This window comes from Buttiauxella agrestis ATCC 33320 (assembly GCF_000735355.1).
Taxonomy (GTDB): Bacteria; Pseudomonadota; Gammaproteobacteria; order Enterobacterales; family Enterobacteriaceae; genus Buttiauxella; species Buttiauxella agrestis.
The window spans coordinates 57,728-71,972 of record NZ_JMPI01000042.1 but is presented as its reverse complement, the minus strand read 5'-3'; the positions used below and the strand labels follow the sequence as shown (position 1 = coordinate 71,972).

The 14,245-nt window shown below is 50.5% G+C and carries 14 protein-coding genes; 4 read left to right on the top strand and 10 right to left on the bottom strand.

Annotated elements, in window-relative coordinates; all coding sequences use genetic code 11:
• Positions 1–151 precede the first annotated feature (151 nt).
• Together nadA and pnuC are read left to right on the top strand one after the other, a co-directional pair.
• On the top strand, positions 152–1,213 hold the full coding sequence (nadA, locus tag GBAG_RS13855) for a quinolinate synthase NadA (RefSeq protein WP_034497112.1): 1,062 nt from the start codon (positions 152–154) through the stop codon (positions 1,211–1,213).
• Positions 1,214–1,236: 23 nt separating this feature from the next.
• Positions 1,237–1,953, top strand: a complete 717-nt coding sequence (pnuC, locus tag GBAG_RS13850) for a nicotinamide riboside transporter PnuC (RefSeq protein WP_034497109.1) — start codon at positions 1,237–1,239, stop codon at positions 1,951–1,953.
• Here the strand turns inward: pnuC and zitB are convergent, their stop codons facing one another.
• Together zitB and GBAG_RS13840 are read right to left on the bottom strand one after the other, a co-directional pair.
• Entirely contained in the window at positions 1,954–2,886 is a 933-nt protein-coding gene (gene zitB / locus GBAG_RS13845; protein ID WP_034497106.1) for a CDF family zinc transporter ZitB, read from the bottom strand. It lies immediately after the preceding gene.
• A 123-nt stretch (positions 2,887–3,009) separates the two neighbouring features.
• The gene (locus GBAG_RS13840) at positions 3,010–3,387 is read right to left on the bottom strand and encodes a YbgS-like family protein (RefSeq protein ID WP_034497105.1); all 378 of its coding nucleotides are present in this window, start codon (positions 3,385–3,387) and stop codon (positions 3,010–3,012) included.
• Positions 3,388–3,707: 320 nt separating this feature from the next.
• On the opposite strand from GBAG_RS13840, the gene aroG reads away from it, so the two are divergent.
• Complete coding sequence (gene aroG / locus GBAG_RS13835; protein WP_034497102.1) at positions 3,708–4,760, top strand: 3-deoxy-7-phosphoheptulonate synthase AroG; 1,053 nt, start codon at positions 3,708–3,710, stop codon at positions 4,758–4,760.
• A gap of 65 nt (positions 4,761–4,825) precedes the next feature.
• Here the strand turns inward: aroG and gpmA are convergent, their stop codons facing one another.
• The 7 genes from gpmA to modE form a co-directional block, all read right to left on the bottom strand.
• Positions 4,826–5,578: a 2,3-diphosphoglycerate-dependent phosphoglycerate mutase gene (gene gpmA / locus GBAG_RS13830; protein ID WP_034497101.1), complete on the bottom strand. Its 753-nt coding sequence runs from the start codon at positions 5,576–5,578 to the stop codon at positions 4,826–4,828.
• Positions 5,579–5,787: 209 nt separating this feature from the next.
• Complete coding sequence (gene galM / locus GBAG_RS13820) at positions 5,788–6,828, bottom strand: galactose-1-epimerase (protein WP_034497096.1); 1,041 nt, start codon at positions 6,826–6,828, stop codon at positions 5,788–5,790.
• A complete protein-coding gene (gene galK / locus GBAG_RS13815; protein WP_034497094.1) occupies positions 6,822–7,970 on the bottom strand; it encodes a galactokinase in 1,149 nt (382 codons plus the stop codon). Before galK ends, galM begins: the two co-directional genes overlap by 7 nt.
• A gap of 3 nt (positions 7,971–7,973) precedes the next feature.
• Positions 7,974–9,020: a galactose-1-phosphate uridylyltransferase gene (galT, locus tag GBAG_RS13810; RefSeq protein ID WP_034497092.1), complete on the bottom strand. Its 1,047-nt coding sequence runs from the start codon at positions 9,018–9,020 to the stop codon at positions 7,974–7,976.
• Positions 9,021–9,029: 9 nt separating this feature from the next.
• Positions 9,030–10,046: a UDP-glucose 4-epimerase GalE gene (galE, locus tag GBAG_RS13805; protein ID WP_034497090.1), complete on the bottom strand. Its 1,017-nt coding sequence runs from the start codon at positions 10,044–10,046 to the stop codon at positions 9,030–9,032.
• Positions 10,047–10,258: 212 nt separating this feature from the next.
• On the bottom strand, positions 10,259–11,740 hold the full coding sequence (gene modF, locus GBAG_RS13800; RefSeq protein WP_034497088.1) for a molybdate ABC transporter ATP-binding protein ModF: 1,482 nt from the start codon (positions 11,738–11,740) through the stop codon (positions 10,259–10,261).
• A 76-nt stretch (positions 11,741–11,816) separates the two neighbouring features.
• Positions 11,817–12,608: a molybdenum-dependent transcriptional regulator gene (modE, locus tag GBAG_RS13795; protein WP_034497085.1), complete on the bottom strand. Its 792-nt coding sequence runs from the start codon at positions 12,606–12,608 to the stop codon at positions 11,817–11,819.
• 128 nt (positions 12,609–12,736) lie between these two features.
• Here modE and GBAG_RS22210 point away from each other — a divergent pair, with 128 nt between their 5' ends.
• Complete coding sequence (locus GBAG_RS22210; RefSeq protein WP_034497082.1) at positions 12,737–12,886, top strand: AcrZ family multidrug efflux pump-associated protein; 150 nt, start codon at positions 12,737–12,739, stop codon at positions 12,884–12,886.
• A gap of 46 nt (positions 12,887–12,932) precedes the next feature.
• Here the strand turns inward: GBAG_RS22210 and GBAG_RS13785 are convergent, their stop codons facing one another.
• Positions 12,933–14,213, bottom strand: coding sequence for a DUF445 domain-containing protein (locus GBAG_RS13785; protein ID WP_034497080.1), 1,281 nt, complete (start codon positions 14,211–14,213; stop codon positions 12,933–12,935).
• Positions 14,214–14,245: the final 32 nt, after the last annotated feature.

The following is a 14,245-nucleotide window of genomic DNA, read 5'->3' as shown; positions in this document are numbered from 1 at the left end:
ATCTGCAATTCCTGGTTGAAATTAAATTCCCCACGACAATCCCGTCATAATTCGCTATCTTGTTTAGCATACAAAACAACCTTAGCCATTTCTGGTCGGTCATCATCAGAAAAGTGCTAATTTGGTTAAGTCAGTCAAACGAGAAAGCACTATGAGCGTAATGTTCGATCCAGAAGCAGCGATTTATCCTTTCCCACCTAAGCCACAGCCTTTGAGCGCGGACGAAAAGCAATTTTACCGCGAGAAAATCAAGCGTCTGCTGAAAGAGCGGAATGCTGTCATGGTGGCTCACTACTACACCGACCCCGAAATTCAGGCTCTGGCGGAGGAGACTGGTGGCTGTATCTCTGATTCTCTCGAGATGGCACGTTTTGGGGCAAATCATCCAGCCACTACGCTCCTGGTGGCAGGCGTACGCTTTATGGGTGAAACGTCGAAAATCCTGAGTCCGGAAAAAACCGTTCTGATGCCTACGCTTAATGCAGAATGTTCTCTGGATCTCGGCTGCCCAATCGAGGAGTTTAACGCCTTTTGCGATAAGCATCCCGATCGCACCGTGGTGGTCTATGCTAATACTTCCGCTGCGGTTAAAGCCCGTGCGGATTGGGTTGTGACATCCAGTATCGCCGTTGAATTGATTGAACATCTCGATAGTCTGGGCGAGAAAATCATCTGGGCGCCGGATCGTCATCTCGGGAATTATGTACAAAAGCAAACCGGCGCTGATGTGCTGTGCTGGCAGGGTGCATGTATCGTCCATGACGAGTTCAAAACTCAGGCATTAACGCGCATGAAAGCGCTTTATCCGGATGCTGCGGTATTAGTTCACCCGGAATCGCCACAGGCCATCGTTGATTTGGCCGATGCAGTAGGCTCAACCAGTCAGCTTATTGCTGCGGCAAAAACGTTGCCCCACAAGAAACTGATCGTGGCGACCGACCGCGGGATTTTTTACAAAATGCAGCAGGCATGCCCGGATAAAGAGTTGTTCGAAGCACCGACAGCAGGTGAAGGGGCAACGTGTCGTACCTGTGCTCATTGCCCCTGGATGGCGATGAACGGCCTTAAAGCTATCGCTGAGGGATTGGAGCAGGGCGGAGCGGCGCATGAGATTCATGTCGACGCTGCACTCCGTGAGGGCGCTCTGGTGCCTTTAAATCGAATGTTAGCTTTTGCCGCTGAATTACGACGGAATATTAAAGGCAACGCATAAGGATCTTATGCTCAGGAGCGAATATGGATTTTTTTAGCACGCAGAACATTTTGGTTCACATCCCCATCGGCGCTGGTGGGTATGATTTATCATGGATAGAAGCTATTGGAACCTTGGCGGGCTTACTGTGCATCTGGTTGGCGAGCCTTGAAAAGATCAGCAATTACGCATTCGGCTTAATTAACGTCACGCTCTTTGCGGTTATTTTCTTTCAGATTCAACTTTATGCGAGCCTGTTGCTTCAGCTGTTCTTCTTTGCGGCCAATATTTATGGTTGGTATGCATGGTCACGGCAGACAAACGATAATCAGGCCGCTCTCCAGATTCGCTGGTTACCTTTGCCCAAAGCCCTCGCCTGGATTGCGGTGTGCGTTGGGGCGATTGGTTTAATGACCGTGTTTATCAATCCGGTATTTGCATTCCTGACCCGAATAGCGGTTTCTGTCATGCAGGGGCTGGGGCTGAATGTGACCATGCCTGTGCTTCAGCCTGATGCCTTCCCGTTCTGGGACTCTTGCATGATGGTATTGTCGATTGTGGCGATGATTCTGATGACCCGTAAGTACGTCGAAAACTGGCTGCTATGGGTGATCATTAACGTGATTAGCGTGGTGATTTTCGCCCTGCAAGGCGTCTATGCGATGTCGCTCGAATATATGATTCTGACGTTTATCGCGCTCAATGGCAGCCGCATGTGGATCAAAAGTGCGCGTGAACGTGGCTCACGCGCCTTGTCTTAATCAATGATGATGATGAGCATGGTCGTGCTGACCATGCTCATTTAAATCACAATCTTGCCCATGGCAAAGTTGATACTCCATCTGCACCGTCGCATGTTCAATCCGATACTCATCTTTTAGAAAATGATGGATGCGCTCTAACAGGGCGTCGTGGTCGTGTGGTGGTACCACTTGCACATGCATTGTCATTAATGGCTTTTCGCCAACCAGCCAGATGTGTACGTGGTGAACATTACGAACTTCTGGGATTGTTCTGGCTAATTTGCGCTTCAAAACAGTGATATCAATGGAGTGAGGTGCGCCTTCGAGCAGCTCGTTGACACTCTCTTTAAGTAAATTCCACGCACTGCGCAGCACCAGGCACGAAACCAAAATAGAAAGGATCGGGTCAATGGGCGTCCATCCCGTCCACAGAATGATCAGTGCCGCAGCAATCGCGCCTACAGAACCCAGTAAATCCCCCAGAACATGCAGTGCCGCAGCGCGCACGTTAATATTCTTTTCTTCATTTCCGCGATGCAAAATCCAGAAAGAAAACAAATTCGCCAGCAATCCTGCAAACGCAATAATCAGCATTGTCCAGCCTGCGATCGGTTGCGGATGATAAAAACGGCTTATCGCTTCCCAGACAATCAATACGGTAATGACCACCAGAGCAATAGCATTCACAAATGCAGCAAGCGTGGTCAGCCTTAACCATCCGAAGGTATGACGGGCATTGGGTGGACGCCTGGCAAACCGCACAGCCAGCAACGCGACTAACAATGCTGCGGCATCAGTGAGCATGTGGCCTGCGTCGGCAAGCAAAGCAAGCGACCCGGAAATAATCCCGCCAATGACTTCTGCCACCATAAAGAGGGCCGTGATGGCAAACGCCCAAAGCAGGCGTCTGGAATTGGTATCACCGGAGGAATGTTGATGTGTATGCGCCATGGTTTCTTCTGTTTTCGCAAAACAACGATGCGCTAATTATAACCACTAACGCTGATTAACTTATTGAATAAAACTCATAAAAAAGGAGAGCCTTAGCTCCCCTCTTGTTTAGCGGCGTTTCAATTACTGTGAAGTGCCGTCCACTTTCGTGTTCACGTCATCACCGCTACCGGTTTCAACCTTTTGGTTGGTATCCGGGCATTTACCGTCTTTACACATCGAATTTTTATGGATTTCATCTTTGCTCATCCCGTCGCTGGTCATACCGCTACTGCTGGTTGAGCCATTTGGATGAAGCATCGTGCCGCCATTATTGATATTGCTATTATCAACGCCTTTAGGCGCAAGGTTCTGATTCGCATCCGGTGCGACCTGGCCTGCTGACGCAGCGGCGTTTGCCTGGCCATTATTGTCACCGCTAGTATCTGCGGCCATTGCCAGACCACTGGCGACTGAAAGGGTTGCTGTCAGGAAAAGTGCGGTTAATTTTTTCATCATCATGCTCCTGTTCTGGTTGTTATTGCTGGATAACTTCTTCCAACAGTGCACTTGCTTTATTCTGTGCTTGTGCCATTTATCGACTAAATATGTCACCGATTAACATCACGTCAGAATACAATTTTGCTAAAGGACTACTTTTTAGTGTTAACAATTAAAAATTGTAGCGGTAAACCGGGGTTTTACCATTTTTTGACGCTTTTTAGGTCGTTTCCAGGAATATTCCGCCTGAAGTGTAAAAGTCCGTTTACACTTCATGCTTGAAGCGATAGATTGAAGGGATTGCAACTAAGCTAAATCTCAAGGCCATTCCCGGACATATCATGAATTATCAGAACGACGACTTACGCATCAAAGAAATCAACGAACTGTTACCGCCAGTAGCGCTGCTCGAAAAATTCCCTGCCACAGAAAAAGCCGCCGCCACAGTTTCTGGCGCGCGCAAAGCGATTCATAAAATCCTGAAAGGAAATGACGATCGTCTGCTGGTGGTTATTGGCCCTTGCTCCATTCACGACGTTAAAGCGGCGAAAGAATATGGCGCACGCTTGCTTGAGTTGCGTGAAGAGCTGCAAGGTCAGTTAGAGATCGTTATGCGCGTTTACTTCGAAAAACCGCGCACCACGGTTGGCTGGAAAGGTTTGATCAACGATCCAGAAATGGATAACAGCTATAAAATCAACGATGGTCTGCGCATTGCTCGTAAGCTGTTGTTAGACATCAACGACTCTGGCCTGCCTGCTGCGGGTGAGTTTTTAGATATGATTACCCCGCAGTACCTGGCGGACTTGATGAGCTGGGGTGCTATCGGTGCACGTACTACAGAATCTCAGGTTCACCGTGAACTCGCCTCTGGCCTTTCTTGCCCGGTGGGTTTCAAAAATGGTACTGACGGCACCATGAAGGTTGCCATTGATGCGATCAATGCGGCTGGCGCGCCTCACAGCTTCCTGTCTGTGACCAAATGGGGTCACTCAGCTATCGTCACCACCAGTGGGAATGGCGATTGCCATATCATTCTGCGTGGCGGTAAAGAGCCAAATTACAGCGCTGCTCATGTTGCTCAGGTTAAGACTGACTTGCAAAAAGCAGGTCTGCCAGCGCAGGTGATGATCGATTTCAGCCATGCGAATAGCAGCAAGCAATTCAAGAAGCAGATTGAAGTTTGTGCCGATGTTTGCCAGCAAATTTCAGGCGGTGATAAAGCCGTTACCGGCGTGATGATTGAAAGTCACCTGGTAGAAGGCAATCAGAGCCTCGAGAGTGGCGAACCGCTGGTTTACGGCAAAAGCGTTACCGATGCGTGTATCGGCTGGGAAGATACTGAAACTGTTCTGCGTCAGTTGGCTGATGCGGTTAAAGTCCGCCGCGGTTAATTAGCAGCACAGTTGTATAAAAAAAGGCGTGGTTTTCACCGCGCCTTTTTCACATCTGTTGCGAATTACTTCGCTTTACCCTGATTTGCTACCGCTGCGGCTTTTGCTGCGATTTCGTCAGCATTACCCAAATAGTAGCGTTTCAGAGGTTTGAAGTTCTCGTCAAACTCATATACCAATGGCACGCCAGTTGGGATATTCAGCTCAAGAATTTCTTCTTCGCTCAGGTTATCAAGGAATTTAACCAGTGCACGCAGGGAGTTACCGTGAGCGGCAACAATGACGCGCTCGCCGCTTTTCATGCGTGGCAGAATGGTTTCGTTCCAGTAAGGAATAACACGATCGATGGTCAGTGCCAGGCTTTCAGTCGTTGGCAGTTCTTTGTCGGTCAGACTTGCATAACGCGGGTCATGGCCTGGGAAACGCTCATCATCGCGAGTTAATTCTGGTGGAGTCACAGCAAAACCGCGACGCCATTGTTTAACTTGCTCGTCACCATATTTCTCTGCGGTTTCAGCTTTGTTCAGACCCTGCAACGCACCGTAGTGACGTTCGTTCAGCTTCCAGGACTTCTCAACTGGCAGCCAGGCTTGATCCAGTTCATCCAGAATGTTCCATAGGGTATGGATGGCACGTTTCAGCACAGAAGTGTAAGCAAAGTCGAAGGAGTAGCCTTCGTCTTTCAGCAGTTTACCTGCAGCTTTCGCTTCAGTTTGACCTTTCTCAGACAGATCAACGTCATACCAACCAGTGAAGCGGTTTTCGTTGTTCCACTGGCTTTCACCGTGACGAACCAGAACCAGCTTAGTAACAGCCATAGTTTACTCCTTAATAAGCCTGCGATTAATGATAACGATTATCATTATATTGCCGCAAAGGGGCCAGCGGCAATGCCAAACGTTTAACATAGCGAAAAAGAGTGTGGAGTGTAAGGTGGATGTGAATGGTTGTTATATTTTTGTCGCTAAATGGCGGGAATTCCAGCGATCTGAAGAAGAAACACCCTCCATGAAGGAGGGCGGAAAACTTAAAGCGGAATGAACTCGTATTCCGTAATGCTCAGATATTCATCATCGGGCTGTAACCAGCAATCGGGCTGCGGCCATTCAGGGTGGTTTGGGCTATCTGGCAGGAACTCGCTTTCCAGTGCCAGGCCCTGGTATGCGCTGTAAGTACCTTGTTCCCGTGCAGGTGTGCCATCAAGGTAATTACCACTGTAAAATTGCAGCGCTGGTGCCGTGGTGTAGACCGTCATTTGCAGTTTATTGTCGCTCGACCAGACGTGTGCTGCAGGCAGGCTGGCATCGCCTTGCGCCTGTAGTAAGAAAGCATGATCGTAGCCTTTCACCAGCACCTGATCGTCATCACTCAAGAAATCATCAGCGATAGTTTTTGGTGTGCGGAAATCAAAGCTGGTGCCATCCACATCTTTAAGCCCGGCTTGCGGAATACCGCTGCTGTCGACGGGCAAATAGCTGTCAGCCAACAATTGCAGACGATGCTGGCGAATATCATTCTGCTGTCCATCAAGGTTGAAATACGCATGATTGGTCAGATTCACCGGGCACGGCTTGCTGGTTTTTGCACGGAACTCAACAGTAATGCAGTTATCTTCGGTTAACGCATAACGCGCCGTAGCGCGTAACTCGCCTGGGAAGCCCTGGTCGCCATCGTGCGAATCAAGCGTGTATAGCACTTCATGCTCGTTCTGACGCACAATGCGCCAGCGGCGGGTATCAAACCCGTCCGGGCCACCATGCAACTGGTGTGCGCCCTGATTCGCAGTGACGTTTACGGTAACACCGTCACGCTCAAACTGGCTGTTAGCAATGCGGTTGGCATAACGTCCTACGGTTGCGCCCAGATAAGCCGACTGATTCAGATAATCTTCCGGCGTTTCGCAGCCGAGCAGCGTTTCACGCACGCTGCCATCTTTCATCGGTACGCGGCATGACAGCAAAGTTGCGCCCCAGTCCATCACGGTGACAATCAGCCCCGCGCTATTGCGCAGGGTGGAGATGCGGAAAGGTTGCCCGTCTGGTGCGAGCTGTGGAGTCTCTTTTAGCATTGGCCAGCGCCCTCCGAAGGTTTGCAAACGTAGAAGGTTTCTTTGATACCGGTTTTCGCTTCGTACTGTTTTTCGACCGCTTGTTTAACCGCTGGAACCAAATCTTCCGGGATAAGCGCCACGATGCAACCGCCGAAGCCGCCACCCGTCATACGTACACCGCCTTTATCGCCGATAGTCGCTTTCACGATTTCAACCAGCGTATCGATTTGCGGTACGGTGATTTCAAAATCGTCGCGCATTGATACGTGAGATTCAGCCATCAGCACACCCATTCGCAGCAAGTCACCTTTTGCCAGCGCGTCAGCGGCTTCAACGGTACGGATGTTTTCAGTCAGGACATGGCGCACGCGTTTAGCCACAACCGGGTCAAGCTCATGAGCCACTTCATTGAATTTGGACAGTTGCACGTCACGCAGCGCCTTCTGGCTGAAGAAACGTGCGCCCGTTTCGCATTGCTCGCGGCGGGTGTTGTATTCGCTACCGACCAGCGTGCGTTTGAAATTACTGTTGATGATGACAACTGCCACGCCTTTTGGCATCGAAACAGCTTTGGTGCCCAGCGTGCGGCAGTCGATCAGTAATGCGTGATCTTTCTTGCCTAACGCTGAAATCAGCTGATCCATAATTCCACAGTTACAGCCGACGAACTGGTTCTCTGCTTCCTGGCCATTCAACGCAATTTGTGAACCATCAAGGGACAGATGATAAAGCTTCTGGAACACCGTACCGACCGCCACTTCCAGAGAGGCTGATGAACTCAAACCCGCGCCCTGGGGTACGTTACCGCTGATCACTAAATCAGCGCCGCCAAAGTTCTTGTCACGCTTTTGCAGATGCTTAACGACACCGCGCACGTAGTTAGACCATTGCTGTGTATCGTGGCTCAGAATGGGTTTATCCAGTGAAAATTCATCCACTTGATTGTCATAATCCGCAGCGATGACACGAACCATGCGGTCGTCACGTTTCGCGCAGCTGATTACTGTCTGGTAGTCGATTGCGCAAGGCAGCACGAAACCGTCGTTGTAATCGGTATGTTCGCCAATCAGGTTTACGCGCCCCGGAGCCTGAATGGTGTGGGTCGCCGGATAGCCAAATTTCTCGGCAAATATGTGTTGGGTATTATCTTTCAGACTCATTTTTTATTCTCCGGATTGGCGAAAGTGGATATCGGACACTGCACGCAAGCGTTCTGCGGCTTGCTCTGCGGTTAAATCACGTTGAGTTTCAGCCAGCATTTCATAGCCGACCATAAATTTACGCACCGTCGCACTTCGCAGCAATGGCGGATAGAAGTGGGCATGCAGTTGCCAGTGACTGTTTTCTTCACCATTAAACGGTGCGCCGTGCCAGCCCATAGAATAGGGGAATGAGCACTGGAACAGGTTGTCATAACGGCTGGTTAGCTTTTTCAGCGCGACGGCTAAATCACTGCTTTGTTCTGCCGTTAAATCGGTGATGCGCAGGATATGCGTTTTTGGTAGCAGCAGCGTTTCGAACGGCCAGGCCGCCCAGTAAGGCACCACCGCAATCCAGTGTTCGGTTTCAACAACCGTGCGGCTGCCATCTTTAAGCTCGCGCTGTGCGTAATCGACCAGCATTGGCGAGCCATTTTCAGCAAAGTATTCGCGCTGCAATACATCTTCACGCGCCACTTCATTGGGCAGGAAACTATTTGCCCAAACCTGGCCGTGCGGATGCGGGTTGGAACAACCCATCGCCGCGCCTTTATTTTCAAAAACCTGCACCCACGGGTAGGTTTGGCCTAAGTCCGCAGTCTGTTCTTGCCAGGTTTTCACCACTTCTTCCAACGCGGCGACAGAAAGCTGCGGCAGCGTTTTACTGTGGTCGGGTGAAAAACAGATAACCCGGCTGGTACCGCGTGCGCTTTCACAACGTAACAGAGGATCGCTGCTTTCAGGTGCATCCGGGGTGTCTGTCATCAGCGCGGCAAAGTCGTTAGTAAAAACAAACGTGCCGGTATATTGCGGATTTTTATCGCCCGTTACGCGCGTATTACCAGGACACAAGAAACAATCCGGATCGTGCGTCGGTAAGGTTTCTTGGGACGGTGTTTCCTGCGCCCCTTGCCATGGGCGTTTAGCCCGATGCGGGGAAACCAGGATCCATTGTCCGGTCAATGGGTTGTAACGACGATGTGGATGATCCACCGGGTTAAACTGCTCCATCACATTTCCTTAGTCTGGATAACCTTGAGGATGGCGAGATTGCCAGCGCCAGGTATCATCTGCCATTTCTTGCAGAGTCCGGCTGACACGCCAGTTAAGTTCTTGGTCGGCTTTGGTGGCATCTGCCCAATAAGCGGGGAGATCGCCTTCACGGCGCGGGGCGAAGTGATAATTCACCGGCTTGCCGCAAGCGGTACTGAAAGCGTTGATCACATCCAGCACGCTGCTACCAACGCCTGCACCGAGGTTATAGATATGCACGCCAGGCTTGCCTTGTAGCGTTTGCATAGCAGCAACGTGGCCATCGGCTAAATCCATCACATGAATATAGTCGCGGACACCTGTGCCATCTTCGGTTGGGTAATCATTACCAAACACCGCCAGCGAATCGCGACGCCCGACGGCAACCTGCGCGATATACGGCATCAGGTTGTTTGGAATACCTTGCGGATCTTCGCCCATATCTCCTGACGGATGCGCGCCGACCGGGTTGAAGTAACGCAGTAAAGCCACGCTCCAGCTTGGCTGGGCTTTTTGTAAATCAGCCAGAATCTGTTCAACCATCAGCTTGCTACGACCATATGGACTTGCAGGCGTACCGGTCGGGAAGCTTTCAACGTAAGGGATTTGTGGCTGATCGCCATAAACGGTGGCGGAAGAGCTGAAGATGAAGTTGGTGACGTTGGCGGCACGCATCGCAGAAATCAGGCGCAAAGTACCGGTGACGTTGTTGTCGTAATATTCCAGCGGCTTGTTAACCGACTCGCCTACGGCTTTAAGCCCGGCAAAATGGATAACAGCATCAATTTGATGATCGTGGAAAATTTCAGCCAGTAAGGCTTCATCACGAATATCGCCGTCAATAAACAGCGGGTGTTTCCCGCCAAGACGTTCAATCACCGGCAGCACGCTGCGTTTACTGTTGCAGAGGTTATCCAGAATGACGACATCGTGGCCATTTTGCAGCAGTTGCACACAAGTGTGACTGCCAATGTAACCGCTACCACCTGTTACCAACACTCTCATTTTTCGCTCCATTGCGCGTATGGTATGTAATAAACATAGCATAACAGAGATGCGAAAAGTGTGACACGGGCTAAATTAGTGGAATCGTTTACACTAATGTTTCAGACGCACTCAAAAGCCAGAAAAGTGATTATAAAACAAATAGGTGTCGTAGGGATGTTGCGGGTTGTCTGAAAGTAGGGTGGATAAAATCCACCCTACCGATGAAGTGTTTAACGCGCGGCAGCTAAATATTCAAACTGGTAACGATAAGCGTCGCCGTCTGCCACGAACGTTAACCGTCTGCTGATGCATTCCGGTGCGTCTTCCGCATGATGAGAAACAAACAGCAACTGGGTTTCTCCTTCGCCAATCAAGATATCAATGAAACGGCGCACCAGCTGACGATTCAGTGGATCAAGCCCTTGCAGTGGTTCATCGAGAATCAGCAGTGTTGGGTGTTTCACCAGTGCACGCGCAATCAATGCAAGACGCTGTTGGCCCCATGAAAGACTGTGGAAGGGCGCATCTGCAATCGCGTTGTCCATGCCGAGCATGTTCAGCCATTCACGGGCAAGTTTTTGTTGGCGATCGGAAACTGCCTGATAGATGCCAATCGAATCAAAATAGCCTGAAAGCACCACGTTTCGCACCGTTGTACTGACGCGGTAATCCAGATGCAAATTACTGCTGACGTAGCCAATATGCTTTTTGATATCCCAGATGGTTTCGCCGCTGCCACGACGACGACCAAACAGCGTCAGATCGTTGCTGTATCCCTGGGGATGATCGCCCGTGACCAGACTTAATAACGTCGATTTCCCTGCACCGTTCGGGCCGACGATTTGCCAGTGTTCCCCAGGGTTTACCGTCCAGGAAAGTTTGTGCAGGATAGGCCGGTCATTGTATTCCACCACACCATCGCGCAGCACAATACGTGGCTGGTTTTCAGGCAACGTATAGCGTGCACTCGGATCGTCAGCCTCCGGCAGCGCCACGCCTGCCAGTTTTTCGCTGTGAGCCAGTTGTGCAATCAGCGCCTGTTCCAGTAGCTTTTGTTTTTCACCGACTTCAATCAGCGCACAATCTGCCAGCACACCAGCGTTTTGTATAAAATCAGGGATCTCATCAAAGCGGTTAAGCACTAATACGACGGTGTAGCCCTGCGTACTCAACTCACCTAATAATGCGGCGAGTTGCTCGCGGGATTTCACATCCAGCCCGTCAAATGGCTCATCAAAAATAAGCAAATCAGGCTGCGGCATCAGCGCCTGGCAGAGCAGTGCCTTGCGCGTTTCACCTGTGGAAAGGTATTTAAAACGGCGAGTTAATAACAATGTGATGCCGAAAAGCTCCGCTAACTTTTGGCAGCGGGCTTCATCTTTGATTTCATCCTGAATAATTTCCGCCGTGGTGCGACCGGTATCGTCTTCATCAGGACTCAATAAATCGGTGTTATTGCGCTGCCATTCATCGCTGACTAACTTTTGCAGTTGCTCAAAAGAAAGGTGGGCAATCCGGGTGAATGTGCACTGGCGCTCGCCCTTTTGCAGGGGGAGTGAACCGGCTAATGCCCGGGCAAGGGCTGATTTACCGCTGCCGTTGGCACCCACAAACGCCCAGCTTTCACCGGCGTTAATGGCTAAATCATTGAGGGCAAGAGTTCGGGTGTCGCTAAGGTGAAAGACTCCTTGCGAAATTTGCAACGTCGACATAAACCATCCCATTTTTTGCAGTGATTAAGCCCAGATTTACGGATTGCCTGCGGTGTTGTCAATTCGCTGCGCGGTTTTAGCACAGAGTGGCGATAATCACGCGATCGGCATTAAAAAATGCTATGACTTCAGCACCTTCTACCAGTTTCTGGATTTCCACTACAGTGTTCGGCATGGTGGCGCACAGCGTTTGCCCGTCAGGCAATTGCACCAGCACTTCGCTTTGCTCAGCCCCTTGCTGAATATTGCTGATAATACCGGGGAGCTGGTTATCTGCACCGCTGGCACGTTTGGCATCAGTGGTAATTTCCACCCACGGCGCTTTAATCAGTACCAGAACTTCTTTGCCTTCGCTTAAACCCAGGCGCTCTGCGCTCTGGCGCGTAATGGCTGCCTGCAAACGCGTTGAGCCATCAGCCAATAAAATATCAACGTGTTGCTGCACTTGTTCGCTATCACGCCGTAAAACGGTGCCAAAAAGCTGGTTGCGAGCGCTGGTTTGCAGAGAAAAACGAGAAATTGCAGCGAGCAAACTATCGAGTGGTAGCGCGTCATCACGCAGCACATCGAAGGCTTTTTGTTGGATTTGCGCGAGCAATTCATAAAGCTGAATCAGACGTTCACCGTAATGCGTAAGAACCGCGCCGCCGCCGCCTTTGCCGCCTGTTGCTCTATCAACTAACGTCTCATCGCTCAGTTGATTCATCTCATTGATGGCGTCCCAGGCACTTTTGTAGCTAATGCCCGCAAGTTTTGCGCCCTGGCTAATTGAGCCGGTATGTTGTATTTGTTTAAGTAGCGCGATACGACGTGGATCGGCGAACAGCCGCTGCTGGAGTTTCAGCGTCAGTAGAATTTCAGCTTGCATAACCTCTCCGCAATAAAGAAAACGCCATTTTCCTCTATTGCGTGGGGTTGGGCAAATCGCACAAAAGGAGAGTGCGTTTTTCTGTCAGGTCGTTAGAATAGCCGCTCTCACTTTTGTTGGAGGCATCCATGTTAGAGTTATTGAAAAGCTTGGTGTTTGCCGTGGTCATGGTGCCAATCGTAATGGCGGTGATTCTCGGTCTTATCTATGGATTGGGTGAAGTCTTTAACGTCTTCTCAAAAGTCGGTCACAACGACCAACCGAAAAAAAACCATTGATTTCCTAACGCCCGCATCAGCGGGCGTTGCATTTCTTCTCTTCCCTTCAGAAATTCAGCAACGGCAATACTGCCGGGATCTGTGAAAGCAGGTACAGCACCAGTCCGATAGAGCCACCAACCAGCGTGCCGTTTATGCGGATAAACTGTAAATCTTTGCCTATATTCAGCTCGATTTGCCGCGACATATCCTGTGCATCCCAGCTTTTGACCGTATCGCTAATATGGCGAGTCAGGAAAGTGGCAAACTCAGGTGCCATTTTCTGCACCGCTAGCTCCAGATGCTCATTGAGTGATGCGCGCAGTGCACTATCGGCAACCAGCGTCTCTCCCAACCACTGCCCAGCCTCTGCAATGCGCTTTTTCATGCGCGAATCTTCAGAATTAACATCCACTTTCAACCATTCGCGCAAATCGCCCCACAGTTCGCCCAGATAGCGGTTAAAAGCCTCATCCTCTTTCAAATAACTTTTTATGCTGTCGGCTTTTTCAGCCATTTGCGGCGAGTTTTTAAGATTGTCGATGAGCTTTAACGTCGCGCGATCAAAAGCCTGACGGATCTGGTGCCCCTGATCGTGGCTGACGTCATCCAGAAACGAATTGACCGCACTGGAAACCAAATCGGCGCTGTGCTCCCCCAGCCATTCGGTGGGTAATACTTTGGCCTTGCGTGGGTGCTCTGTTTCCAGCCAGCGGACAATCTGACGGGCAATAAAGGCCCGCGTGCTTTCACGTTTTATCAGCGCCAGCATCTGGGCAATAACGGAGTCGAGTAACTCCTGATGGCGGTTATTTTTAGTCAGGCTTTCCAGCAGCAGAGCACTGGAATGGGTCAAGTCGACCTTATCGATGGCCTTATGAACCGCCTGGCGGATTAAGCGTTGGATGCGTGTATCGTCAGTTAAGTCTAAAAATGCGCTCATCACCTGCAACAGATGTTGCCCGACGCGCTGCGCATTGTCGGGCTTGCTGAACCACTGGCCAATCATGTGCGCCGGTTCGTGGCGGCGAATTAAGGCAATCAGGGACTGGGTATCAAGAAACTTCTCCTGCACAAAAATGCCCAGGTTTTCACCAATGCGGTCTTTATTGCGCGGAATAATCGCCGTATGACGAGAGATGAAGGGAATCGGTACGCGATGAAACAGCGCTGCCACGGCAAACCAGTCAGCGAGCGCACCCACCATTGCGGCTTCGGCGATAGCTTTTAAGCCGCTCACCCAGAAACCCGGTGGTAAAAAGAGGGTAGTCACAAACGTTACAGCGGCAACCAGCAGTAGTGATAGCGCAAGGCGCTTGGTGCGTTTTAGTTCAGCTATTTTCTCCATTAACTAAGCATAGAACGGCACGCAGCGGATCG